Raw genomic sequence first — 24485 nt, 5'->3', positions numbered from 1 at the left:
CCGGCGGAGGAACCTCAACGCCACCTCTAGCCCCTTGGACCATCAGCCGACAGCAATCGTTCGACCGGGTCGGACACCCCCAAATAGTAGGCGCCGCATGCGGGATTTCTCAAGGTGGCGAGCATTAAAAAGTAGCAGGAAGCCACGCCAGGGCCTTGCCCTGGCGCACCCTGCAACAGCAACCGGATGTTGTTGTGCTTAGACGCTGAGGGACAGTTAAAGTCACCCTTAGTTCAACAAAAAAGTTCCTGCTCTACAGTCGCTTGCGCCCGCTACACGGTTTTTTCACAAATCCCTCGCAAATCTTGTCGGCGTGACCCCGTGCAACATTTTTTTTGCAGTTCTTGCGCTCTGTCAGTTTACTTACTACAAGTAATGGGTACTATGTACGCCGGCCAGTTTCTCTTTTCCGAGAGATGGCTATTTAATAGAAAGTCCTTGAAGGGGAACACGATGAACAACGTTCTGAAATTCTCTGCTCTGGCTCTGGCCGCAGTTCTGGCTACCGGTTGCAGCAGCGTATCCAAAGAAACCGAAGCTCGTCTGACTGCGACTGAAGACGCAGCAGCTCGCGCCCAAGCCCGTGCTGACGAAGCCTACCGTAAGGCTGACGACGCAATGGCAGCCGCTCAGAAGGCTCAGCAGACTGCTGACGAAGCCAACGAGCGCGCTCTGCGTATGCTGGACAAAGCCAGCCGCAAGTAATAATCCTCACGGATTGTTATGGAGCCGACCCACTAGTGGGTCGGCTTTTTTATTGCCTGGACGAAAGCCCTGCCCCGGAAACGAAGAGGCCCGCTTCAGGTTGTTAACCTGAGCGGGCCCCGAAGGTGTTGCAAAAGCGTTACTGCAGTTCGGGCGGAATGCTCGTCACCATGGGTGCGGCGCCCTGGTTATTGACGGGCACGGCAATTTCCACCGGCATACCGTCTTCAGCTGCAACCACGTCACGCACCATGTCCCAGTTCATGCGCAGGTTGTTGGCCAAGTCTTCCCGTTTGAGCAAGGCATTGATGACCGCCGTGTGCTTGTCGACCACAGACGGGTTGCCATGATCATCCAGCGGCGTGTGCGCCTCGAGGTAAACCTTGCCGCCACTGATGCCGAACTTGTAAGGCTCGTTGATGATGCGCACCGGCGTGCCCACCGGTACCATCTTCGACAGTTCAAGCACGTTGTTGTTGAGCATGCGGAAGCAGCCATGGCTCGTGCGCATGCCGATACCGAACTTCTTGTTTGAACCGTGGATCAGGTAGCCCGGCACACCCAGGGTGAACTTGAACGGCCCGAGCGGGTTGTCCGGGCCGGCAGGCACGACGGTCGGCAGGATGTCACCGTCGGCAGCGTGCTCGGCACGGATCGACGCGGGTGGGGTCCAGGTCGGGTTCGGCGTCTTCGCGGTGATCTTGGTCATCGCTACAGGCGACCCCCAGCCCTCACGGCCGATACCCAACGGGAAGGTATGCACCACGTTCTGCCCTTTCGGGTAGTAGTACAGGCGGTACTCGGCCAGGTTGATGACAATGCCTTCGCGCGGCCCCGGCGGCAGGATGTAGCGGGTCGGCAGGACGATCTCGGTGCCGGCGCCCGGCAGCCACGGGTCGACACCCGGGTTGGCGGCGATCATTTCCAGGTAGCCGAGGTCGTTGGCAGTGCCGATGTCGGCAAAGGTGTCTTCGTACTTGGCCTTGATCGTCTGGACCTGGCCAACGACGTCTTCACCGGGTGGTGGCAGCGGCAGTTCCAGCGCAGCAGCAGGGCCCGCTACCAGCAGGGCGGCCAGGGACAGGCAACGGGTGACGGCGGGAAAGCGCGGCAACATCCGGTAAATCCTTCGAAAGGTAGTCAAGAAGCACGATTGTACACCCGCCTCGCTGCAAGCGGGAGGCGTTGGCACCTTACAAGCGTTTCAGATGATGAAAGGTGCACACAGTTGCGCACCTTAGATTCAGCTCAGAGCTCAGGCCAGACCGGCCGAATACCGCGGCGCTGGGCATCGAGAATCGCCCGACACAGGTCGCACAGGCGCCCGTCACGGTAGATGCTGCGAGGCACACCGGACCAGCGCGGCTGCGCAGGCAGCAGGCCGCCGCACAAGGTACGGTCGACCGGCACGCCGAGCTCGAGTTGACGGGCCACGAGGTGGACGCGGATTTCCTGGCAAGCGAACAGGTCGAGCTGTTCATCGGGCTCGATCAGTTGGTAGGCAAACAAGGACCAGGCAGGGCGCGGCATCGGGGGCTCTCGAAACGGGGGGCGCAACATTAGCCGAAAGCCGGCCCCGTTTAAAGCGTCACAACAAGGGTTTTATCGCCGGCCAGGCATTTTCCAGCAAACGCTGCTGGGCACCCTGTGCCGGATGGATGCCATCGGCCTGCATCATCCCCGGCACACCGCCCACCCCTTCGAGGAAGAACGGCACCAGCGCCACCTTTTTTTCCGTTGCCAGCTGTTCGTAGACGTTGGCGAAGGCCGTGGTATATCGCACGCCATAGTTCGGTGGCAGGCGCATGCCCAGCAGCAGCACCTTGGCCCCCGCCGTGCGGGCACTCTCGATCATCGAGGCAAGATTTTGTTGCAATTGCTGCGGAGGCTGCCCGCGCAGGCCATCATTGCCCCCCAACTCCAGCACAACCAGGCTCGGCTTGTGTGCTGCAAGCAGCGCCGGCAGCCGCGCCTGGCCACCTGCACTGGTGTCGCCACTGATCGACGCGTTGACCACCTGATCGTCGAAACCTTCGTCCTTGAGCCGGGTCTGCAACAAAGAGACCCACCCCTGGCGGGTATCCAGGCCAAAACCGGCGCTGATACTATCGCCGACAACCAGCAATGTTCCCGCCGCCGCGCTCTGGGCCAGGCAATACAGGGCCAGACCGGCACTCAACCACCACACTCGCATCGGATTCTCCATGGGCCCCAGCATTCTCGTTGCGCAGAACCTTAGCAAAGTGGTCCCCAGTGCGGAAGGTGACCTGACCATCCTCCACGCCCTGTCCCTCGACCTTGCCCAGGGCGACAGCCTGGCCATCGTCGGCGCCTCCGGCTCGGGCAAGTCGACCCTTCTCGGGCTGCTCGCCGGCCTCGACCGCCCCAGCGCCGGCCAGGTCATCCTCGCCGGGCACGACCTCGGCCCGCTGGACGAGGACCAGCGCGCCAGGGTCCGCGCCGAGCATGTCGGTTTCGTCTTTCAGTCGTTCCAGCTGCTCGACAGCCTCAACGCCCTGGAAAATGTGATGCTACCTCTGGAACTGGACGGTCGGCGCGACGCCCGCGAGCACGCCCGCACCCTGCTGGAGCGGGTCGGCCTTGGCAAGCGCCTGGCCCACACCCCGCGCCAGCTTTCCGGTGGCGAGCAGCAGCGGGTCGCCATCGCCCGCGCCTTCGCCGCACAACCGGCAGTGCTGTTCGCAGACGAACCCACCGGCAACCTCGACAGCCATACCGGCGAGCGTATCAGCGACCTGCTGTTCGAGCTGAACAAGGAGCGCGGCACCACCTTGGTGCTGGTCACCCATGACGAGCGCCTGGCTCGCCGCTGCCGGCGCCAGATCCGCCTGGACGCAGGCCGCCTGGTGGCGCCGGTGGAGGCCTGATGAAGCATATGCCGCTGTCCCGCCTGTACGGCCTGGCCTTGCGCCAGCTGCTGCGCGACATCCGCGCCAGCGAAGTGCGCGTACTGTTCTTTGCCCTGCTGGTGGCGGTGGCCGCCAGCACCGCCATCGGCTATTTCGGCGCCCGCCTGAATGGCGCGATGCAATTGCGCGCCAGCGAGTTCCTCGGCGCCGACCTGGTATTGCAAGGCAGCGCACCGGCCCGCGAAGAACAGCTCAGCGAGGGCCAGGCGCTAGGGCTGCGGCATGCCCAGGTCGTGGAGTTCACCAGCGTGGTGGGCGGCGATGCCGGCATCCAGCTTTCGAGCATCAAGGCGGTCGATGGTGCCTACCCATTGCGCGGCCAGGTGCGCAGTGCCGCCGCGCCCTACGCCGAGGAAACTCCTGGCGGCGGCCCGGCACCGGGAGAAGCCTGGGTCGAACCTCGCCTGCTCGCGGCCCTGGGACTGAAGGTTGGCGACAGCATCGACGTCGGCATGAAGACCTTGCGCATGAGCCGCGTGCTGACCTACGAACCAGACCGTGCCAATAACTTCTACAGCCTGACGCCCCGGGTGATGATGAACCTGGCGGACCTGCAGGCTACCGGGGTCATCCAGCCCGGCAGCCGGGTTTCCTACCGCGACCTGTGGCGCGGCGATGCCGAAGCCCTCGCGCACTATCGCCAGGCCGTGGAAAACAACCTTGCCGCCAGCCAGCGCCTGCTCGACACCCGCGATGGCAACCGGCAGATCGGCGGTGCCCTGGGGAAAGCCGAGCGCTACCTGAACATGGCCAGCTTGGTGGCCGTGCTGCTGGCGGGCGTGGCCGTGGCGCTGTCGGCCAGCCGCTACGCTACGCGCCGCCTGGATGCCAGCGCCCTGCTGCGCTGCCTGGGGCTGTCGCGGCACCAGGCACTGGGGCTGTATTGCCTGCAACTGGCAATGCTTGGCCTGGTCGCGGCCCTGGCCGGCGCCCTGCTCGGCTGGCTGGCGCAACTGGGCCTGTTCCGCCTGCTGCATGGCCTGCTGCCCACCGAAGTGCCGGCCGGAGGCCTGCTGCCGGCACTGGCCGGCATCGCCACCGGCCTGGTGGCCCTGGCCGGCTTTGCCTTGCCGCCGCTGGCCGCGCTGGGCCAGGTGCCACCGTTGCGCGTACTGCGTCGCGATCTGCTGCCCGTGCCACCGAGCAGCTGGCTGGTGTATGGCGCCGCCCTGCTCGCCCTGGGCCTGATCATGTGGCGCCTGAGCCTTGACCTGCTACTGACCTTCGCCCTGCTGGGCGGCGGCCTGATCGCCGCGCTGCTGCTGGGCGGGCTGCTTCTGCTCGGTTTGCAGAGCCTGCGCAAGGCGCTCGCCGGCGCACCTCTGGCCTGGCGCCTGGGCCTCGGCCAATTGCTGCGCCACCCGATGGCCGCTGCCGGGCAAGCCCTGGCCTTTGGCCTGATCTTGTTGGCCATGGCTCTGGTTGCGCTGCTGCGGGCAGAGCTGCTCGACAACTGGCAGGCCCAGCTGCCCAAGGACGCCCCCAACCATTTTGCCCTGAACATCCTGCCCACTGACCGCGAACCGTTCGCCCAGCGCCTGCACGATGTGAATGCCCACTCGGCACCGCTGTATCCGGTGACCCCCGGCCGACTGATTCAGATAAACGACCAACCGGTGCAGCAGATCGTCAGCAAGGATTCCGCCGGCGAGCGAGCCGTGCAACGCGACCTCAGCCTGACCTGGGCGGCCGACCTGCCTCAGGGCAATGAGCTGAGCGCAGGCAGTTGGTGGCAAGCGTTGCCTGGCAGCGATGAAATCCCCGGCGTGTCGGTCGAGGCCGAGCTGGCTGCCAGCCTCAAGCTGCATCTGGGCGACTTGCTGACCTTCGACATCGGCGGCGAGCAGCGCCAGGCGCGGGTCAGCAGCCTGCGTAGCGTGCATTGGGACAGCTTTCAGCCGAACTTCTACATGATCTTCCAGCCGGGCACCCTGCAGGGGCTGCCAACCACCTACCTGACCAGCTTCTATCTGGCGCCAGGCCATGACCTGGATGTGGTGGCGCTGTCGCGGGCGTTTCCGGCGGTGACCATCCTGCAGGTCGATGCCTTGCTCGAGCAGCTACGCAGCATCCTCGCCCAGGTCACCCTGGCGGTCGAATATGTGTTGCTGTTCGTGCTGGCGGCGGGGCTTGCCGTGTTGTTCGCCGGGCTGCAGGCGACGCTCGACGAGCGGATTCGCCAAGGTGCCTTGCTGCGGGCACTGGGCGCCGCTCGCCCCTTGTTGGTCAAGGCACGGCGCATCGAGTTCGGTTTGCTGGGGGCGGCCAGTGGCGCCTTGGCGGCGCTGGGGTGCGAGTTGATAACCTGGGTGCTGTATCGCTATGCGTTCGACCTGCAGTGGAGCCCGCATCCGTGGCTGCTGGTGCTGCCGCTGGTCGGGGCGCTGCTGGTGGGCGGGGCCGGGGTACTGGGCACTCAGCGAGCCTTGAATGCCAGCCCACTGGCAGTACTGAGGGAGACCTGATGCTTGCATGTACCGGCCTTAGCGTCGGTACATGCGATAACAATTCATTGCCCGTAATCGATACTGTTCACATACCAGGTTGCTTGACCGGTCGGTGTATTCACCAGCACTTCATCGCCCTCCTCCTTCTTGAGCAGGGCCCGGGCCATCGGCGAGTCGATCGAGATATAGTCGTTACGGCCATAAATCTCGTCATACCCGACAATGCGAAACTTCATGGTCTCGCCGCCATCGTTCTCGATTTCGACCCAGGCACCGAAGAACACCTTGCCTTCCTGCTGCGGCGAGTAGGCGACCACCTTCACGTCCTCGAGGCGCTTGCGCAGATAGCGGACCCGACGGTCGATCTCGCGCAGCAACTTCTTGTTGTACTGGTAGTCGGCATTCTCGCTGCGATCACCCAGCGAAGCGGCCCAGGTCACTTTCTGGGTGATTTCCGGGCGATAGACCCGCCACAGATGATCCAGCTCCTTCTTAAGGGCCTCGTGACCTTCCGTGGTGATGATGTTGGTGCTCAACGGCGCGCTCCTCAGCGTCGGGTAATCAGGCCCTGACGCGCGATGCGGGTAAGCTGGCCAATGACTTCGGCCGCGTCTTCCCGGGCAGGTGCCTGGATCACCGCCAGGTCGAAGCGATCATTGCCGAACTGCTCCAGGCGGCAGGCGTCTTCGGCAAACTGGATAAGAAAGGCGCGGGCCTGGCCCTTGCGACGCGACAAGCCTTCAAGGTGACGCAAGAGCGTGGGCTGATGCTGGCCACCGAGCAGGATGCGCGGTGTGCGGGAAGCCTGGCTGGCTGGTAGTGGGCTCAAACAGACACTGGTACGTGGACAACTCATGGAGTTTCTCTCCGCCTCGCGAATCCCGCTGGGCAGCGGTGGGAGGCGTCACCGAACCAGCGCTTTAGCGGTATTTCGGATGACCCGGAGAGGGGGCCAGTCCTGCGCCCCGCAAGTAGCTGTTTAAATCGGCGCAGGCGGTATGCTAGAGCGACAAGCCGCAAGCTGCAAGCCCCAAGCTGAAATGTGTTCGGCTTGGGGCTTGCAGCTTGCAATTGGTGATCTGTCAGCGGGCGATCAGGCGGTCGAAGGACAAGCGGCCCGCGCCTTCGATCAGTACCGCCACGGTGCCGGCCAGCAGCGCCAGGGCGAACTCATAGCCGTTGTTGGACATGAACAAGCCATTGTTGATGTGCACCGAGAAGATCGCCACCACCAGGGTCACCGTCAGCGCCAGTGCTGCCGGGCGTGCCAACAGGCCGATCACCAGGGCCAGGCCGCCGAAGAACTCGGCGCTACCGGACAACAGGGCCATCAGGTAGCCCGGCGCCAGACCGATGCTTTCCATCCATTGGCCGGTGCCTTCCAGGCCGTAGCCACCGAACAGGCCGAACAGTTTCTGCGCACCGTGCGCCATGAAGATCACACCGACGAGGATGCGGATCACGCTGAGGCCCAGGCCAGCGCGGGTGGAGAGCAGTTTGCTGATTGCGTTGTTCATTTCGAAGCGTCCTTGAAACTGGGATGTTGTGTTGGGATGGGCGCTATAATAATCAATTCATTCGATATTAAAATCGCAAAAAACCCAACATAACAATCGACAAAATCGATTTGTCAGCGACTGACCACACGCTCCAGTGCCGGGCGTTCGCGATTGAACGCCAGGAAGTACTTGTTGACGCTGTTGACGAAATTGACCGGCCCCATGCCGACCTGCTCCATGGCGATGCGCTCGGTCTGAAAGAACCACTGATTGCCGTTGAGGCCGCGCTTGCGGGCCTCGGCGCGCATGGCCTGGACCCGCTCCGGGCCAAGGTTGTAGGCCGCCAGCACAAACGCCATGCGCTCGCGCTCATTGATCTGCGGGCTGGCGAAGAACTTGCGACGGATCAGCGCCAGGTAGCGCGCACTGGCCTGGACATTGCCATCGACCGAGCCGGTGTCGCTGACTCCCACCCGTTGCGCTGCCGACGGGGTGATCTGCATCAGGCCGTGTGCTCCGCCGCTGCCGCGTGCCGCGGGGTTCAGGGTGGACTCCTTGAAGGCCAGGGCCGCCAGGTTCAACCAGTCGATCTGCTGCGCTTCACCGTGCTTCTGCAATACCGGGCGCAGCGCGTTCAAGCGCTGGCGGTCCTTGCGCGCCAATGGGTTGTGCACACGGTACTGGCGCCGGTAGATGCGCTCGAAGGCCGCATCCTGGTTTTCCGGTGCATGATAACCCTGTAGAAAGCGGTCAACCGTGGCCAGCAGCATGGTCGCATCACGCCGCACATACCAACGCATGGCCTGTGCCTGCCCCAGCTGCACCCGGCTGTCCAGGCGCAGGTTAGGCATGACCCTGGCCCAGCGCTGGGCAATCGGGCGCTCCACCATGGTCAGTGAATAGATACCGGCCTGCACCATCTCCAGCACATCTTCCACCGCCAGGGTCGAATCGACCCATTCGATCTTGATCGGCGCCCGCTTGCGCAGCGCCAGCTGCTGGTTGAGCTGCTGAATCACCGCCCCTGCCGCGCTGGCGCTGGTCAATGCCACCGTACGCCCGGATAACTGCTCGGCACGGGTGTAGCTGCGCTCCCCCTTGCGCCCGACCAGCAGCAACGGCACTTGGTCCAGCACCGGCGCACTGCTGTTGACCCCACCTGTCACGGCCGGGTCAAGCAGTTCGCCCGGTGCGGCCAGGTCACCCTCACCGCGCTGCAAGGCACCGAGCAATTGCTCCTTGGCCCGTGGAATGATCTTCAGGCGGATCTGCTGGCCATCGCCGGCCCGGGCATTGAGGTAATGCTCAAGCCCACGCAGGCGGTAATACTCGATACCCACCGGCTCGCCCTTGATCTCACCGGAGCTGTTGCGGCTCTGGTTGACCAGCACACGCAGCACCTTGGTACTGCGGATCTGCTGCAGGTCACGGGCCGAGTTCACCGGCACGTTCTGCTGTGGCCCCGACAGCCGTGCATAGGCCGGACCGACCGTGGTCAGCCCGAGCATCAGCAACAGGGTCAGCAGGTATCGCAGCATGCGAATTCGTGTCCGTGGTCGGTGGGCGGCAGCCATGGTGGTATGCGCGGTCGTGAGAAATGACGGTAAAAGACCACGGCAAACGCCTGAAGTTCTTGGTTTTTTCCGAATATCACGCTTTTTGCTATGCTGGCCGCCCCGCGGCACGAGGTAGCACCATGCAACTGATCGATATCGGCGTCAACCTGACCAACAGCAGTTTCCACGGCCAGCAGGCCGCCATCGTCGAGCGCGCCATCGAGGCCGGCGTGGTCCAGATGGTCCTGACCGGCACCAGCCTGGAGGTCAGCGAGCAGGCGCTGGAACTCTGCCAGCAGCTCGATGGCGACGGCCAGCACCTGTTCGCGACAGCGGGCGTGCACCCTCACGATGCCAAGTCCTGGGATGGCAACAGCGAGCGGCAACTGCGCCAACTCCTGGCTGAAGCACGGGTGCGTGCCGTGGGTGAATGCGGGCTGGATTTCAACCGTGATTTCTCCCCTCGCCCACTGCAGGAGAAGGCCCTGGAAGCCCAGTTGGCGATGGCGGCCGAGCTGCGCCTGCCGGTGTTCCTGCACGAACGCGATGCCAGCGAGCGCCTGCTGGCCATCCTCAAGGATTACCGCGACCACCTGCCAGCCGCCGTGGTGCATTGCTTTACCGGTGAGCGTGAAGCCTTGTTCGCCTACCTGGACATGGACCTGCACATCGGCATCACCGGCTGGATCTGTGACGAGCGTCGTGGCACCCACCTGCATCCGCTGGTGGCAAATATTGCCGAGGGCCGGCTGATGTTGGAGAGCGATGCGCCTTACCTGCTGCCACGCAGCCTGCGGCCGAAGCCGAAGAACGGCCGCAACGAGCCGGCATTCCTGACCGAGGTGCTGCGCGAAGTGGCGCTACACCGCAACGAGAGTATCGAGCACTGCGCCCAGCACACCAGTGCCACGGCCAAGGCCTTCTTCCAGCTTCCTTGACGCATGTCATGAAGCGTTCTCGAGTGCGCGGGCACAATGATGGCACCTTGCCAATAATGTTTCCGCTCAACTCAGAGAAGACCTACCCATGGGTGCCTGGCTTAGCAATATTTCCCTGAAGTACAAATTCTGGGCCGTCAACGCGGTGGCCTTCGTCACGACCTTGCTGCTTGTACTGTACGCGGTGCACCTGGAGCAACGCGCCCGCGCCGATGCCGCCCAGGCCCAGGCGCAAGCACAGGCCGAACTGCTGGCCGCCTGGCCCACCGGGCAGGCCTTGCCCCGCCAGGCCAACCTGATCACCTGGCTACCCGGCCAGACCCCGACTTACGCGGGTGAAGATCTCGAAGCCCTGGCCAATGCACAAGGCTGGGTAGCACTGCCGGCCGCCTGGATCCTCGGCGACAACCCGCTGCGCGGCGCCCAGGTGCTGCGCCATGGCGACCAGCAACTGGCCGTGCTGGCAGCCGCGCCAAGCCTGCGCCAGGTGTTCCTCGACCGCTTCAGCAACTACGCTTTCTGCGTGCTGATTCTGATGCTGGCGATGCTCGGTGCCTCGCAGCTGCTGATCCGCTTCCTGCTCAGCCAGCTCAATACCCTCAAGGACGTCATGCTGCACGTGGAGAGGACCGGCGACCTGTCGGCCCGCGTGCCCCTGGCCTGCGGTGACGAAGTCGGCCAGATGGCCGGCGCCTTCAACGCCATGCAAGCCACTTACCACCGCGTGGTCAGCACCGTCGCCCACACCGCCGCGCAGCTGGACTCCGGGGCCGCGCGCCTGGCCGCGAGCATGAACGACGTGCGCCACGGCATGCTCGGCCAACAGAGCGAAACCGACCAGGCGGCCACGGCGATCAACGAAATGTCGGCCACCGTGCACCACATTGCCCAGCATGCTGGCGCCACTCGGGACTTGTCGCAGACTGCCGACACCCTTGCCGGCAGCGGCAAGGAAGTGGTCAGCCGGGTACAGGATTCGATCTCCGGGCTTTCCAGCGGCGTTCAGCAAACCGCCGAAATGATTCGTCAGCTCGCCGACGACAGCCAGAAGATCAACAGCGTGGTCGGGGTCATTCACAGCATTGCCGAGCAGACCAACCTGCTGGCACTCAACGCGGCCATCGAAGCCGCCCGCGCTGGCGACTTGGGCCGTGGTTTTGCCGTGGTTGCCGATGAAGTGCGCAACCTGGCCAAGCGCGTACAGACCTCCACCGACGAAATCACCCGAATGGTTGCCGACCTGCAAGCCGGCACCCGCGACGCAGTGGAGTTCATGCAGGAAAGTTCGTACAAGGCCGACGACTGCGTCCGCCAGGCCCAGGAGGCCGGCGCGGCACTGGCCGAAATTACCGGCGCGGTCGCCCAGATGCGCGAGAGCAATACGCAGATCGCCGTCGCCGCCGAGCAGCAAAGCCAAGTGGCCGAAGAAATGAACCGCGCGGTGGTGAGCATCCGCGATGTCACCGAACAGACCGTGCAGCAGACCGTCGGCTCGGCCACCACCAGCAGCCAACTGGCGACCCTGGCCGGCGAGCTGAGCAAAGCCATTGGCCAGCTCAAGCTATAGTCGCCATAGCCACCCTCGATTGGCCCCGTAACCGGGGCCGCACTAAGCTTTGGGCATGCCTGTAACGTACAGCGCGACGAACATCGCGAGGACCTGCCCATGAGCAAACGACTGACCAACCTGCACGCCTGGCAATGGCGTGGCTACCACCACAATCACCGGCACCCGACCAACCTTGTGTTGCACCTGATTGCCGTACCGCTGTTCATCCTCGGTGCCCTGCTGGTGCTGTCAGGCCTGTTCGCCCTGGACCTGGGCCAGATCGCCGTCGGCGTCATTGCCCTGATCGCGGGCCTGGGCCTGCAACGCCACGGGCATCGCCTGGAAGCCGAACAGCCGGAACCGTTCGCCAACCGCAAGGACGCCGTGCAGAGGCTGCTCACCGAGCAGTTCATCACGTTCCCACGCTTCGTTCTCAGCGGTGCCTGGTGGAAGGCGTGGCGCGAACGGCACAAGCATCGGCGCTGATGATCAGGCGAACACCGTGACCGTTTGCCGGCTCAAGGCCAGCAGCTCCCCTTCTGCACTCCACAATGCTGCCGCTGCATGGCCATAGCCGTCACGCGCATGTTCGGTCTCGACACGGTAATAGCACCAGTCCAGCGTGGACAGTTTCGCCGTCGGCTGGATGAATTCAATGGTCCAGGTCAGCGTACTGCCCGCTGCCGGCTGCTTGAGGAACGGCAACAGGCTCGGTGGCCAGGCGTCCACTAGCGCCAGCAGGTGCGCCTCGTTGACCTGCTCTTGGGCAACATCACGCAAGCGCACCCAACCACCCATGTGACGCGACGAGTTGCCGCTGAACGGCAGACCGCCAACCGCCCAACGCAAGGCGACATGGCGCATGAACTCCGGAGTGACGCCCTTGATGTAAGGCAACTCCGCGGCCGCTTGTTCAAGCGGTTTCATCTCCACGGCGGGCGCCGCCGCAACATCGACCACCGATGGCCGACCCGCACCGAAGTTACCCTGCACCAGCGTAACCACCTGACCATCCTGAATGGCGCGACCCAGCAGCGTGCTGACCGCCTTGCCCTCACGCAGCACTTCGACCTCGAAACGAATGGGCACATCCGCTGCCGCCGGGCTGACGAAGCTGATGGCCAGCGAACGCACCGGGCGATCATCGGTGAGCTTCAGGCGCATGTTTTCGTAAACCAGGGCCGCCATCAGGCCGCCGAACACGGCGCGCCCCTGAGCCCAGCTGGGCGGAATTCTGACCGCGTCAGGGTTTTCCCGAACGGCTTCGAGCAGTTGGTTGAAATTCATCGGCCGGCTCCTGGCTCTTACCTGTAGCAAAAGGACCGCCAATACTAGCCAGCAAACCCCGGCCGATCAGCCCGCATATCGGTCATTTGCCGGGCTGACGCCGCTTTACCGCGGCCTGCAGCGCATCAAGGGTGTCATCGGATGTGCGCTCGGCCTCGTGCAGTTCCTGCTCCCAGTCGACCATGCAAGGTGCCAGGTCGGGGTGGTCCTTGGCCTGCAGCAACCACTGCAGGCGGTCATGCCAATCACCCAGATCGCCTTGGGCCTTCTTCAACAGGCGTTGCAGCTTCTTGCCGGCATGATCGAGCTGCGGATAGGCCTCATCACCATAGCGCACACGCTTGATCAGCAGGCGCAAGCGATGGCGATCATGGGCGGGGTCCTGCAGGGCCTCGCGCAGTTTGTGCCACTGCTTGACCAGGCGCTTGTCGACACGCTTGTCCAGCGACTTGGCCAGCCCCTCTCGTTCCGCTGCCCGCAAGAACAGCGGGAACGCATCGACGATCGCCAGCACCCGGGTCAGCTGCGGGCTGGCGGCAACGCTGGCAAAGGTCCTGTCGCGCTCCGCCAGGCGTAACTGCCCGGCTTCGGCATAGCCGCGCCCGATGAGTTCGGCAGCCAGCACCTCACGATCACGCAGAGGCGTGGTCAAGGTACCCAAAGACTTGGCCGCCTCCTCCAGTTGCTCCACACCCGGCAGCCCCTGCAGCGGCCGCAGCAGGCTGCGCAGGCGCCGCAGAGTGGTCCGCAGGTCGTGCAGGGCCTCGCTGTCGGTATTGGCGTCCAGGCGCTCGCGACAGGCCAGCAGACGCACCTGCAAGGCCAGCAACTGGGCAACGACATGATCGAGCATGACGGACATGTGATGCTCCTTGGTCAGCGCCCGGCGCGCGACTCACGAATGTAGAAGCGGGCCTTTTCGGCTTTGTGGGTACACCCTTCGTACCCTTCGAACTGCTGCTGCGTCTTGGCCCCGGTCAGCAGCGACAGGGCCTTGGAATAGCTGACGGTGCCGGCGAACCCTTCGGCCTTGGCCAGGTCCAGCTCCTTCCAGGCGCCATCCAGCTGAGTCGCGCAGCTTTCGCGGTAGGCGGTCTTGCCCGCGCAGCCTGCAAGGGCCAGGGCAATCAATGGAAGGCAGATCCAGGCTTTCATCAGTAATACCTCAAAGGTCAAAAGAGTGGCTGTTCGACGCCTGTACACCTGAAAAGTGCCAGGCTCGATATGCTTTGCTTAGAGTAGTTCAGCGCAGTCTGGATTGAAGCACAGGCCGCGATGAGTGCATTGTAGGACCATGGTTGTACCAGCCGGGGAAAGCTCATGAGCAAACGCGTGGCATTGGTGTTGGGATCGGGAGGCGCTCGTGGGTATGCCCATATCGGCGTGATCGAGGAAATCGAACGGCGCGGCTACGACATCGCCTGCATCGCCGGCTGCTCCATGGGCGCGGTGATTGGCGGTATCTACGCGGCAGGCAAACTGGAGGAATACCGCAACTGGATCGAAAGCCTGGACTACCTGGACGTGCTGCGCCTGGTCGACGTCAGCTTTCGCCTTGGTGCCATCCGCGGTGACAAGGTGTTCGGCCAGATTCGCAAAATTGTCGGCGACATGAACATCGAGCAGTTGCGCATACCTTACACAGCGGTAGCGACCGACCTTACCAACCAGCAGGAAATCTGGTTCCAGGAAGGCTGCCTGCATCAGGCCATGCGTGCCTCGGCGGCGATACCGAGCCTGTTCACACCCGTGATGCAGGGCAACCGCATGCTGGTCGACGGCGGCATTCTCAACCCGCTGCCGATCGTCCCGGTGGTATCCAGCCACTGTGACCTGATCATCGCGGTCAATCTTAACGCCACCAACCAGAAGCAGTATCAGTTGCCGGTGATCGAGCGGCCCGCCGCCTTCAAGATGCGTTTCGACGCCCTGCTCAGCTCACTGGGCTCGCGCCTGCCATTTCGGCGCAAGCCGGCCGAAGAGCTGATTCGCATCGAGCAGGAGATCGTCGCCGAAGGGCTGGCACCGCCCAACCCGTGGCTGGCCGACACTGCCGACCCCGAGGCACAGCAACCCGCCGCTGCGCCCGAACGTGAAGGCGCACCGAAGTCGGCGACCGGCTCGTTCATCATCGACAACGTCGGGCCGGCCTCGCTGCTCGACCTGATCAACCAGAGCTTCGAGGTGATGCAGACGTCACTGGCACAGTACAAGATTGCCGGCTATCCGCCGGATGTGCTGATCAACGTGCCCAAGCGGGTGTGCCGGTTCTTCGAGTTCTACAAGGCGCCGGAACTGATTGCGCTGGGGCGAGAGATTGCGCGGGATACGCTGGACAATTACGAAGGCAAGAAACGTTAGGCCGGTACGGGCGGTAGAAATGAAACAGGCCGCATCGTGCGGCCTGTTTCGTCATGCATCCATCACTCAGTAGCGGGTGATGTCGGCAGTGCCTTCCAGCTGCTTGCGGTAAGCCGCAAAGTCCTGCTGGCCAGCACGCGATGCGAGGTAGCGGCGGATCTGCTGCTTCTCGTCGTCGCTGGCGGTGGCACCTTCGTTGACGCCCTTGAGCTGCAGCACGACCAGGCTGCCGTCGGCCAGGACCACGCTGCCGTACACCGGCTTGTCCTTGGCTTGCGGCTTGGCCAGGCGGAACAGCGCCTGCAGCTCGGCCGGATCGATACCGTCCTGACCACGGGTCACGGCTTCGTGAGTCTTCCATTCCTGACCGTCGTGAGCGCCAGCGGCAGCGATGGAGCCGTCACGCAGACCGGCAATCAGCTTGTCCGCCTTGGTCTTGAGTTCGGCAGTCGCCTTCTCCTTGGCCAGGTGTTCGCTGATGTTCTTGGCCACGGCCTCCAGCGGCAGTTGCTCCGGCTTGCGGTGCTCCTTGACGCGCAGCACCACGGTGGTTTCCGGGTCCAGCTCGATGGCGGTGCTGTTGGCACCTTCATCCATCACTTCTTCGGAGAACGCAGCCTGAATCACGCCACGGTTGGCCGTGATGCCCTCGCCGCCTTCGCGGCCGAACGGAGCGGAAGTCTGCACCTTGAGGTTCAGGTCCTGGGCCGGCTGGGCCAGGTCGGAAGCCTCGTAGGCGGCATCCTGCAGCTGCTTGCTGGCATCGACGTAACGCTGCTCGACCAGCGGGGTCTTCAGGTCGCGGGTCAGCTTGTCCTTCAGGCTGGCGAAGCTCGGGACTTCCGGCGCCTGCTTGCCCAGCAGCTTGATCAGGTGGTAACCGAACTCGGTACGCACCGGGGCCGATACCTGGCCGTCGTTGAGCTTGTACAGGCTGTCTTCGAAGGCCGGGTCATACACGCCCGGGCCGGCGAAGCCGAGGTCACCGCCATTGCTGGCAGAGCCTGGGTCCTGGGAGAACTCCTTGGCCAGCTTGGCGAAGTCTTCGCCCTTGGCCAGGCGCTGCTCGATCTCTTCGGCCTTGGCCTTGGCCTGGGCGTCGGTGACCTTGTCGTTGACCTCGATGAGGATATGCGCGGCATGGCGCTGCTCGGCGAGGTTGGCGACTTCCTTCTCGTACTGGGCCTTGAGTTCTTCGTCGGTGACCTTGACCTGGTCGAAGAACGCCGACTTTTTCAGCTCGATGTAGTCGATGACCACCTGGTCCGGGGTCATGAACTCCTTGGCGTGCTGGTCGTAATGCGCCTTGACCTCGTCATCGCTGACCTTGACCGCTGCCGGGTTGGCCTTGAAGGTCAAGGAAGCGAAGTCGCGGGTCTGGTTTTCCAGGCGGGCAAAGGCGTCGACCTGCTGGTCGGTGACGAAGCTGCTGCCGGCAATACCGGTACGCAGTTGGCCGATCAGCATCTCTTCCCCGAGCATGTCGCGGAATTGCATGCGGCCATAGCCCATCTGGCGGATCACCTGGTCGAAACGATCGGCGCTGAACTTGCCATCGACCTGGAATTCCGGCGTCTGCAGGATCACTTGATCCAGCGCGGCTTCGGAGAAGGCGAACTTGGCGTCTTCGGCACCCTGCAGCAGCAGTTTTCGATCGATCAGGCCCTTGAGCGCAGAGTCGCGCAGCAGCTTTTCATCCAGCAGCGCTGGGTCAAAATCCTTGCCCAGCTGTTGCATCAGCTGGCGGCGCTGCATGTCGGCGGCCTGGCTCAGCTCGTTCAGGCTGATGGTGTGGCCGTTCACCTTGGCCGCGTCCTGGCTGTGGGTGGCGGCCTTGAAAATGGCTTCAAAGCCGGTCAACGCCATCAACACGACGATGAGGCCAATGATGGTCTTGGCAATCCAACCTTGTGAATTGTCCCTGATATTTTGCAGCATGCGTCCCCCAGAAACGGCTGTACCACTGCGTCGACAACCGCGGAGCGTGGGTAGAATCCTGATAAAAGAAAGGCGCATCCGAGGATGCGCCTTTTCTTAGCAAACGTGTCAGGCGGGAACGTTTGCGGCCCGCCATCAGCGTGCTCGGACCTGGCCAGGCCAGGTCCGGCTGAAAGAGACGACTTAGTTGACGGCGTCTTTCAGGCCTTTGCCTGCCTTGAAACCTGGAACCTTGGCAGCAGCGATCTTGATCGCCTTACCGGTTTGTGGGTTACGGCCGGTGCGCTCGGCGCGCTCTTTGACCGAGAAGGTACCGAAGCCAACCAGAACGACGTCGTCGCCTGCTTTCAGGGCGCCAGTTACGGAGTCGATCACAGCGTCCAGAGCTTTGCCGGCGGCAGCCTTGGAAATGTCAGCCGATGCAGCGATAGCGTCAATCAGTTCCGACTTGTTCACTCTAAGTCCCCTTATTTCTCTATTGAGTTTGTTTCTAAGTATGTAAAGAAAAGCTTATGAAACGTGTGCCGGGTGGCAGCTTGACAATAGCGTGCCGCTTTATAGCAAGGCCCAGAAAAAACTGTCAAGGAAAGCCCCCCAGCCAAAAACTACTAGTGCGTGCTGATTCTTTCCTTAGCATCGCCGTCGCGTTTGTCATCTTTAGCGACAATCTCCGGAGCCACATCTGGCAAGGGCTCCGGGGCGTATTGCAGCGCAATTTGCAGGACTTCGTCAATCCATTTGACCGGTTTGATCTGCAGATCCTGTTTGATATTTTCCGGAATTTCCTTCAGATCGCGAACATTCTCCTCGGGAATGATCACTGTCTTGATCCCGCCACGGTGTGCGGCCAGCAGTTTTTCCTTCAACCCGCCGATGGCCAGCACCTGCCCACGCAGGGTGATTTCACCGGTCATGGCCACGTCGGCGCGTACCGGAATCTGCGTCAGCGCGGACACCAGCGCGGTGCACATGCCGATACCAGCGCTCGGGCCGTCCTTCGGCGTGGCACCTTCGGGCATGTGGATATGCACGTCGTGCTTCTCGTGGAAGTCGGCGGCAATCCCCAAGCTGCGGGCGCGGCTGCGGACCACGGTCTGCGCGGCAGTGATCGACTCGACCATGACATCACCCAGCGAGCCGGTCTTGATCAGCTGGCCCTTGCCAGGGATGACAACCGACTCGATGGTCAGCAATTCGCCGCCCACCTGGGTCCAGGCAAGGCCGGTGACCTGGCCGATCTGATCCTGCTGCTCGGCCAGGCCGTAACGGAACTTGCGCACGCCAAGCAGGTGCTCGAGCTGCTCGCTGGTGACCTTGACCTTGACCTGTTTCTGCCCGGTATGTTCCTTGACCACCTTGCGGCAGACTTTGGCGATCTGGCGCTCCAGGCCACGCACACCGGCTTCGCGGGTGTAATAACGGATGATGTCGCGAATCGCCGAGACGTCGATGTCCAGCTCTTCGGTCTTCAAACCGTTGGCCTTGACCTGCTTGGGCGTCAGGTACTTGACCGCGATGTTGATCTTCTCGTCCTCGGTGTAGCCCGGCAGGCGGATGACCTCCATGCGGTCGAGCAGCGCCGGCGGAATATTCATCGAGTTCGAGGTGCACAGGAACATCACATCCGAGAGGTCGTAGTCGACTTCCAGGTAGTGGTCGTTGAAATTGTGGTTCTGCTCCGGGTCGAGCACTTCCAGCAGCGCCGAAGCCGGGTCGCCACGCATGTCGCTGCCCATCTTGTCGATCTCGTCGAGCAGGAACAGCGGGTTACGCACACCGACCTTGGTCATCTTCTGGATCAGGCGGCCAGGCATCGAACCGATGTAGGTACGACGGTGACCACGAATCTCGGCCTCGTCACGCACGCCGCCCAAGGCCATGCGCACGAACTTGCGATTGGTCGCGGCAGCGATCGACTCGGCCAGCGAAGTCTTGCCCACGCCAGGCGGGCCAACCAGGCACAGTACCGGACCGCGGATCTTCTTCACCCGCTTCTGCACGGCGAGGTACTCGAGAATCCGCTCCTTGACCTCTTCCAGGCCATAGTGGTCGGCATCGAGGATTTCCTCGGCCTTGGCCAGGTCCAGACGCACCTTGCTCTGGGCCTTCCACGGCACCTGCACGAGCCAGTCGAGGTACGAGCGCACCACGGTGGCTTCGGCAGACATTGGCGACATCTGCTTGAGCTTGTTCAGCTCGGCCTGGGCCTTGGCCAAGGCATCTTTCGGCAGGCCGGCGGCTTCGATGCGCTTTTTCAGCTCTTCGACTTCGTTGTGGCCTTCGTCGCCATCGCCGAGCTCCTTCTGAATGGCCTTCATCTGCTCATTCAGGTAGTACTCGCGCTGGCTGCGCTCCATCTGCTTCTTGACCCGGCCACGGATACGTTTCTCGACCTGCAGCAGGTCAATTTCGGCATCCAGCAGTGCCAGCACGTGCTCGACACGGGTCGCCAGGTCGACGATCTCGAGGATTTCCTGCTTCTGCTCGATTTTCAGCGCCATGTGCGCGGCCATGGTATCGACCAGGCGACCAGGCTCTTCGATACTGTTCAGCGACGACAGCACTTCGGCGGGGACTTTCTTGCCCAGCTGCACGTACTGCTCGAACTGCGACAGCAGCGTGCGCACGAAGACTTCCGACTCGCGCTCGGCAGCGTCGCTTTCGTCGATCAGGGAGACTTCGGCACGGATGTGCCCTTCAACTTCGGTGAAACGCTCGACCGCACCGCGCTGCTCGCCCTCGACCAGCACCTTGACAGTGCCATCGGGCAACTTCAGCAGTTGCAATACGGTAGCGATGGTACCGACCCGATACAGGGCGTCTTCGCCTGGATCGTCATCGGCCGGGTTCTTCTGGGCCAGCAGCAGGATCTGCTTCTCGCCCGTCATCGCGGCCTCGAGGGCTTCGATAGACTTCTCACGCCCCACGAACAGTGGGATGACCATGTGCGGATAGACGACGACATCGCGCAATGGCAAAAGAGGCAAGTCGAGGGTGGTCTTCATGATTTCGCCTCTACAGCGGCCTTATGGCCGGAAACCGGTGGAAATGATGCTTGGACCTAATGTGGGGGCACGCTTGGGAAATTACAAGCGCTTGCATAGGAAAAGCAGAAAGGGGCCCGTAGGCCCCTTTCTTGCTTGCTGCCATCACCCGGCATTTACCTGAAATCAGGCGTCGGGCGCGGCCTTGGCTTGCGGCTCGCTGTTCTCGTAGATCATCAGCGGCTGCGAAGTGCCTTCGATGACGCTCTCGTCGATCACCACCTTGCTGACATCCTTCAGCGAAGGAATCTCGTACATGGTGTCGAGCAGCACGCCTTCCAGGATCGAACGCAGGCCACGGGCGCCAGTCTTGCGCTCCAGGGCCTTGCGCGCGACGGCCTTGAGGGCGTCGGTGCGGAACTCGAGGTCCACGCTTTCCATCTCGAACAGCTTGGCATACTGCTTGGTCAGGGCATTCTTCGGCTCGGTGAGGATCTGCATCAGCGCAGGCTCGTCCAGCTCGTCGAGGGTCGCCAAAACCGGCAAGCGACCGACGAACTCAGGGATCAGGCCAAACTTGACCAGATCGTCCGGTTCGACTTCACGCAGCGATTCGCCAACCTTCTTGCCCTCTTCCTTGCTGCGTACTTCGGCGCCGAAACCGATGCCACCCTTGGTGGAGCGGTTCTGGATGACCTTTTCCAGGCCGGAGAAGGCGCCACCGCAGATGAACAGGATGTTGCGGGTATCAACCTGCAGGAATTCCTGTTGCGGGTGCTTGCGGCCGCCCTGCGGCGGAACCGAAGCAACGGTGCCTTCAATCAGCTTCAGCAGTGCCTGTTGCACGCCCTCGCCCGAAACGTCACGGGTGATGGACGGGTTGTCCGACTTGCGGGAGATCTTGTCGATCTCGTCGATGTAGACAATGCCCATCTGGGCCTTTTCCACGTCGTAGTCGCACTTCTGCAGCAGTTTCTGAATGATGTTCTCGACGTCCTCACCCACATAACCGGCTTCGGTCAGGGTGGTGGCGTCTGCAATGGTGAACGGTACGTTCAGCAACCGTGCAAGGGTTTCGGCGAGCAGGGTCTTGCCCGAGCCGGTAGGCCCGATGAGCAGGATGTTGCTCTTGCCGAGTTCGACTTCGTCGCCCTTCTTGTCACGCTGGTTCAGGCGCTTGTAGTGGTTGTACACCGCCACCGCCAGCACCTTCTTCGCGCGCTCCTGACCGATGACGTACTGGTCCAGGATGCCGCTGATTTCTTTCGGCGAAGGCAATTTGTGCGCGCTGCTCTCGGCCTGGGCTTCCTGCACCTCCTCACGGATGATGTCGTTGCACAGGTCGACGCACTCGTCGCAGATAAATACCGAGGGCCCGGCAATCAGTTTGCGCACTTCGTGCTGGCTTTTGCCGCAGAAGGAGCAATAAAGCAATTTGCCGCTGTCCTCGCCGTTACGGGTGTCAGTCATTCGATCGATCCAATCCGGTAGGCTTGCAACACAAGATGAAGGCAATTGCGGGCTTTTTCAAGTCCGCAGGTAGGCGCTTTCCGCACCTACCTGCTCTGGCACCTGGGTTCAGGAGGCCAGTTGCCGCTTGTCGTACACCGAGTCGATCAGGCCGTACTCGGCCGCGCGCGAGGCGCTCATGAAATTGTCACGTTCGGTGTCACGCTTGATGGTCTCGAGTTCCTGGCCAGTGTGGTAGGCCAGCAGCTCGTTCAGGCGCGCCTTGATATTGAGGATTTCCTGGGCGTGAATCTCGATATCGGTAGCCTGGCCCTGGAAACCGCCCAGTGGCTGGTGGATCATCACGCGCGAGTTCGGCAGGCAGTGACGCTTGCCCTTGGCACCCGCGGCCAACAGGAACGCACCCATGCTGCAGGCCTGGCCGATGCAGATGGTCGAGACGTCCGGCTTGATGAATTGCATGGTGTCGTAGATCGACATGCCTGCAGTCACCGAACCGCCTGGGGAGTTGATGTACAGATGGATATCCTTGTCCGGGTTTTCCGCCTCAAGGAACAGCAGCTGCGCCACTACCAGGTTGGCCATGTAATCCTCTACCGGGCCAACCAGGAAGATCACTCGCTCCTTCAACAGGCGCGAGTAGATGTCGTAGGCACGTTCGCCACGGGCGGACTGCTCGATAACCATCGGGACCAGGCCGCCTGCGGCCTGGATGTCAGAGCTCTGCTGAATATAAGAATTGCGGGACATGTCCTGCGCTCACTCCCAAATAGTCATGGCTTGATAACGCACAAGCCAGCTCGAAGGCTGGCTTGTGGGGGTTTCCTACGAGAGAAGCCTGTTACTCAGCGTCGGCAGGAGCCTGTGCTGGCTTAACGGCATCTTCGTACGAGACCGATTTGTCGGTCACAGTCGCTTTCTGCAGAACAGTATCTACAACTTGCTCTTCCAGCACAACCGAACGAACTTCGTTCAGCTGCTGGTCGTTCTTGTAGTACCAGGAGATGACCTGCTCAGGCTCTTGGTAAGCCGAAGCCATTTCTTCGATCATTTCGCGAACCTTGCCTTCGTCCGGCTTCAGGTCGAACTGCTTGACCACTTCGGCGACGATCAGGCCCAGCACCACACGGCGCTTGGCTTGCTCTTCGAACAGCTCGGCCGGCAGTTGCTCAGGCTTGATGTTGCCACCGAACTGCTGAACAGCCTGGACGCGCAGACGGTTGACTTCGTTTTCCAGCAGGGCCTTTGGCACTTCGATCGGGTTGGCGGCCAGCAGACCGTCCATGACCTGGTTCTTGACCTTGGTCTTGATCGCCTGACGCAGCTCACGCTCCATGTTCTTGCGAACTTCGGTGCGGAAGCCTTCCAGGGTCGTTTCCTTGATGCCGAACTGGGCGAAGAATTCTTCGTTCAGCTCTGGCAGCGCAGGGGCCGATACGCTGTTGACGGTGATGGTGAACTCGGCGGCCTTGCCAGCCAGGTCCAGGTTCTGGTAGTCCTCTGGGAAGGTCACGTTGACAACGCGCTCTTCGCCAGCCTTGGCGCCAACCAGGCCATCTTCGAAGCCTGGGATCATGCGGCCGGAACCCAGTACCAGCTGGGTGCCCTTGGCGGAACCACCGGCGAACACCTCACCGTCGACCTTGCCGACGAAGTCGATGTTGACCTGGTCGTCGTTCTGCGCAGCGCGCTCGACAGCCTCGAAGCGGGTGTTCTGCTTGCGCAGGACTTCCAGCATGTTGTCCAGGTCGGCGTCAGCCACTTCGGCGCTCAGGCGCTCGACGTTGATCGACTCGAAGCCGGCAACGGTGAACTCTGGGAACACTTCGAAGATGGCAACGAATTCCAGGTCCTTGCCCTTCTCGAAGGACTTCGGCTCGACGGCCGGAGCGCCAGCCGGGTTCAGCTTCTGCTCGACGATGGCTTCGTAGAAGGAAGCCTGGACCAGGTCACCGAACGCCTCTTGACGGGCATCGGCTTCGAAACGCTGACGGATCACGCTCATCGGCACCTTGCCTGGGCGGAAGCCCGCGACCTTGGCGCGCTTGGCAGTCTGTTGCAGACGCTTGTTGACTTCGTTCTCGACGCGCTCGGCCGGAACGGCGATGGTCATGCGGCGCTCGAGAGCGGAAGTGTTTTCAACAGAAACTTGCATGGATATTCCTCGTTGCACAGACGTTAGCCGGCGATAGCCCGACTCCAGAATCAAGGGCAAGCATTCTAGTGAGTCACGCACCAGAAGTCACCCCACCCGGGACGACGGGAAACCTCGCCGGTCGATTAACTTGCATGGCCCGCACGGTGAAGTGCCAAGCCTCTATATATAGAGGGCTGCATACCTCCCAATGGGTGGCACACAACCGAAATACCTTGTCAAACAACCGTCAGCTTGAAAGCGACCTGCTTATTCAGGATCGATCTCATTGAACTGGCAGTACTCCTCCCACTCCACACCCAACGCCTCAGCCACTTCGCGATGGGTCTCCAGGCGCATGGCCTGCAGTTGCTCGGGGCTTTCGGCAATCAGCTGCAGCGCCAGCTCCCAGGGCTGAATACCCTGCTCATCGGCGGCATCCTCGAATGCCCACTCGATCTGCTGGGCCTGCTCACGCGTGTCCAGCTCGCGGATTTCCTCGAGCAGTTGCGGATTGGCTTCGGCAAAGCGCTGCAGCGCCAAGGCCTGGCGGGCTTCTTTTGCAATCATCGGGGTGTTCCTCTGCCGGCCAAATGGGCCGGTGTTTCAACCGGCTGAAATCTAACAGCTTTTATTGGGGTGTCACCAGAGGATTACAAGGGGCGAGATGGAGTTATGGCTGCGACG

The 24485-nt window shown here is 62.3% G+C and carries 24 protein-coding genes; 7 read left to right on the top strand and 17 right to left on the bottom strand.

What is annotated here, in order from left to right; translation table 11 throughout:
* The first annotated feature begins 453 nt into the window (after positions 1-453).
* Complete coding sequence (locus BGP85_RS00595) at positions 454-705, top strand: Lpp/OprI family alanine-zipper lipoprotein (RefSeq protein ID WP_003250288.1); 252 nt, start codon at positions 454-456, stop codon at positions 703-705.
* Between the two features lie 139 nt (positions 706-844).
* Here the strand turns inward: BGP85_RS00595 and BGP85_RS00590 are convergent, their stop codons facing one another.
* The 3 genes from BGP85_RS00590 to BGP85_RS00580 form a co-directional block, all read right to left on the bottom strand.
* The gene (locus BGP85_RS00590) at positions 845-1822 is read right to left on the bottom strand and encodes a L,D-transpeptidase family protein (protein WP_103448151.1); all 978 of its coding nucleotides are present in this window, start codon (positions 1820-1822) and stop codon (positions 845-847) included.
* A 131-nt stretch (positions 1823-1953) separates the two neighbouring features.
* The gene (locus BGP85_RS00585) at positions 1954-2235 is read right to left on the bottom strand and encodes a hypothetical protein (protein WP_103448152.1); all 282 of its coding nucleotides are present in this window, start codon (positions 2233-2235) and stop codon (positions 1954-1956) included.
* Between the two features lie 58 nt (positions 2236-2293).
* The gene (locus BGP85_RS00580; RefSeq protein ID WP_103448153.1) at positions 2294-2899 is read right to left on the bottom strand and encodes an arylesterase; all 606 of its coding nucleotides are present in this window, start codon (positions 2897-2899) and stop codon (positions 2294-2296) included.
* 10 nt (positions 2900-2909) lie between these two features.
* Between BGP85_RS00580 and BGP85_RS00575 the strand changes: the two genes are divergently transcribed.
* Positions 2910-3593: an ABC transporter ATP-binding protein gene (locus BGP85_RS00575; RefSeq protein ID WP_103448154.1), complete on the top strand. Its 684-nt coding sequence runs from the start codon at positions 2910-2912 to the stop codon at positions 3591-3593.
* The gene (locus BGP85_RS00570) at positions 3593-6100 is read left to right on the top strand and encodes an ABC transporter permease (RefSeq protein WP_103448155.1); all 2508 of its coding nucleotides are present in this window, start codon (positions 3593-3595) and stop codon (positions 6098-6100) included. Before BGP85_RS00575 ends, BGP85_RS00570 begins: the two co-directional genes overlap by 1 nt.
* 44 nt (positions 6101-6144) lie before the next feature.
* On the opposite strand, the gene greB is transcribed toward BGP85_RS00570, so the two are convergent.
* The 4 genes from greB to BGP85_RS00550 all read right to left on the bottom strand — a co-directional run bounded on the left by greB (position 6145) and on the right by BGP85_RS00550 (position 9119).
* Complete coding sequence (gene greB / locus BGP85_RS00565; protein ID WP_103448156.1) at positions 6145-6618, bottom strand: transcription elongation factor GreB; 474 nt, start codon at positions 6616-6618, stop codon at positions 6145-6147.
* An 11-nt stretch (positions 6619-6629) separates the two neighbouring features.
* A complete protein-coding gene (locus BGP85_RS00560) occupies positions 6630-6938 on the bottom strand; it encodes a hypothetical protein (protein WP_103448157.1) in 309 nt (102 codons plus the stop codon).
* Positions 6939-7164: 226 nt separating this feature from the next.
* Positions 7165-7599 (bottom strand): DoxX family protein, encoded by a 435-nt coding sequence (locus tag BGP85_RS00555; RefSeq protein WP_103448158.1) that lies wholly within the window; start codon positions 7597-7599, stop codon positions 7165-7167.
* Positions 7600-7712: 113 nt separating this feature from the next.
* On the bottom strand, positions 7713-9119 hold the full coding sequence (locus BGP85_RS00550) for an MltF family protein (RefSeq protein ID WP_103448159.1): 1407 nt from the start codon (positions 9117-9119) through the stop codon (positions 7713-7715).
* Between the two features lie 158 nt (positions 9120-9277).
* On the opposite strand from BGP85_RS00550, the gene BGP85_RS00545 reads away from it, so the two are divergent.
* The 3 genes from BGP85_RS00545 (at position 9278) to BGP85_RS00535 (ending at position 12110) form a co-directional block, all read left to right on the top strand.
* Positions 9278-10075, top strand: a complete 798-nt coding sequence (locus BGP85_RS00545; protein WP_103448160.1) for a TatD family hydrolase — start codon at positions 9278-9280, stop codon at positions 10073-10075.
* Between the two features lie 88 nt (positions 10076-10163).
* Positions 10164-11642, top strand: coding sequence for a methyl-accepting chemotaxis protein (locus BGP85_RS00540; protein WP_103448161.1), 1479 nt, complete (start codon positions 10164-10166; stop codon positions 11640-11642).
* 99 nt (positions 11643-11741) lie between these two features.
* Positions 11742-12110 carry an Mpo1-like protein gene (locus BGP85_RS00535; protein WP_103448162.1) on the top strand — a complete coding sequence of 123 codons (369 nt, stop codon included), beginning with the start codon at positions 11742-11744 and terminating at the stop codon, positions 12108-12110.
* 3 nt (positions 12111-12113) lie between these two features.
* Here BGP85_RS00535 and BGP85_RS00530 read toward each other — a convergent pair whose 3' ends face one another.
* The 3 genes from BGP85_RS00530 to BGP85_RS00520 form a co-directional block, all read right to left on the bottom strand.
* Positions 12114-12911 (bottom strand): acyl-CoA thioesterase, encoded by a 798-nt coding sequence (locus BGP85_RS00530; RefSeq protein ID WP_103448163.1) that lies wholly within the window; start codon positions 12909-12911, stop codon positions 12114-12116.
* 82 nt (positions 12912-12993) lie between these two features.
* Entirely contained in the window at positions 12994-13773 is a 780-nt protein-coding gene (locus BGP85_RS00525; protein ID WP_103448164.1) for a CHAD domain-containing protein, read from the bottom strand.
* A 14-nt stretch (positions 13774-13787) separates the two neighbouring features.
* Positions 13788-14066, bottom strand: a complete 279-nt coding sequence (locus tag BGP85_RS00520; protein WP_103448165.1) for a hypothetical protein — start codon at positions 14064-14066, stop codon at positions 13788-13790.
* Between the two features lie 165 nt (positions 14067-14231).
* Here BGP85_RS00520 and BGP85_RS00515 point away from each other — a divergent pair, with 165 nt between their 5' ends.
* Positions 14232-15272 carry a patatin-like phospholipase family protein gene (locus tag BGP85_RS00515; RefSeq protein ID WP_103448166.1) on the top strand — a complete coding sequence of 347 codons (1041 nt, stop codon included), beginning with the start codon at positions 14232-14234 and terminating at the stop codon, positions 15270-15272.
* A 66-nt stretch (positions 15273-15338) separates the two neighbouring features.
* On the opposite strand, the gene BGP85_RS00510 is transcribed toward BGP85_RS00515, so the two are convergent.
* The 7 genes from BGP85_RS00510 to BGP85_RS00480 all read right to left on the bottom strand — a co-directional run bounded on the left by BGP85_RS00510 (position 15339) and on the right by BGP85_RS00480 (position 24368).
* Entirely contained in the window at positions 15339-17210 is a 1872-nt protein-coding gene (locus tag BGP85_RS00510; RefSeq protein WP_103448167.1) for a SurA N-terminal domain-containing protein, read from the bottom strand.
* A 183-nt stretch (positions 17211-17393) separates the two neighbouring features.
* Positions 17394-17666, bottom strand: coding sequence for a nucleoid-associated protein HU-beta (gene hupB / locus BGP85_RS00505; protein WP_103448168.1), 273 nt, complete (start codon positions 17664-17666; stop codon positions 17394-17396).
* A 152-nt stretch (positions 17667-17818) separates the two neighbouring features.
* Positions 17819-20215 (bottom strand): endopeptidase La, encoded by a 2397-nt coding sequence (lon, locus tag BGP85_RS00500; RefSeq protein WP_103448169.1) that lies wholly within the window; start codon positions 20213-20215, stop codon positions 17819-17821.
* 165 nt (positions 20216-20380) lie between these two features.
* Complete coding sequence (gene clpX, locus BGP85_RS00495; protein ID WP_103448170.1) at positions 20381-21664, bottom strand: ATP-dependent Clp protease ATP-binding subunit ClpX; 1284 nt, start codon at positions 21662-21664, stop codon at positions 20381-20383.
* Positions 21665-21772: 108 nt separating this feature from the next.
* The gene (gene clpP, locus BGP85_RS00490) at positions 21773-22414 is read right to left on the bottom strand and encodes an ATP-dependent Clp endopeptidase proteolytic subunit ClpP (RefSeq protein ID WP_003250240.1); all 642 of its coding nucleotides are present in this window, start codon (positions 22412-22414) and stop codon (positions 21773-21775) included.
* 91 nt (positions 22415-22505) lie between these two features.
* A complete protein-coding gene (gene tig / locus BGP85_RS00485; protein WP_103448171.1) occupies positions 22506-23819 on the bottom strand; it encodes a trigger factor in 1314 nt (437 codons plus the stop codon).
* Positions 23820-24068: 249 nt separating this feature from the next.
* Positions 24069-24368: a DUF6388 family protein gene (locus BGP85_RS00480; protein WP_103448172.1), complete on the bottom strand. Its 300-nt coding sequence runs from the start codon at positions 24366-24368 to the stop codon at positions 24069-24071.
* Between the last annotated feature and the right edge of the window lie 117 nt (positions 24369-24485).

Source organism: Pseudomonas putida (assembly GCF_002906855.1).
Lineage (GTDB): Bacteria > Pseudomonadota > Gammaproteobacteria > Pseudomonadales > Pseudomonadaceae > Aquipseudomonas > Aquipseudomonas putida_N.
The sequence above is the reverse complement of the archived record's forward strand: the minus strand, read 5'-3'. Positions and strand labels throughout refer to the sequence as shown.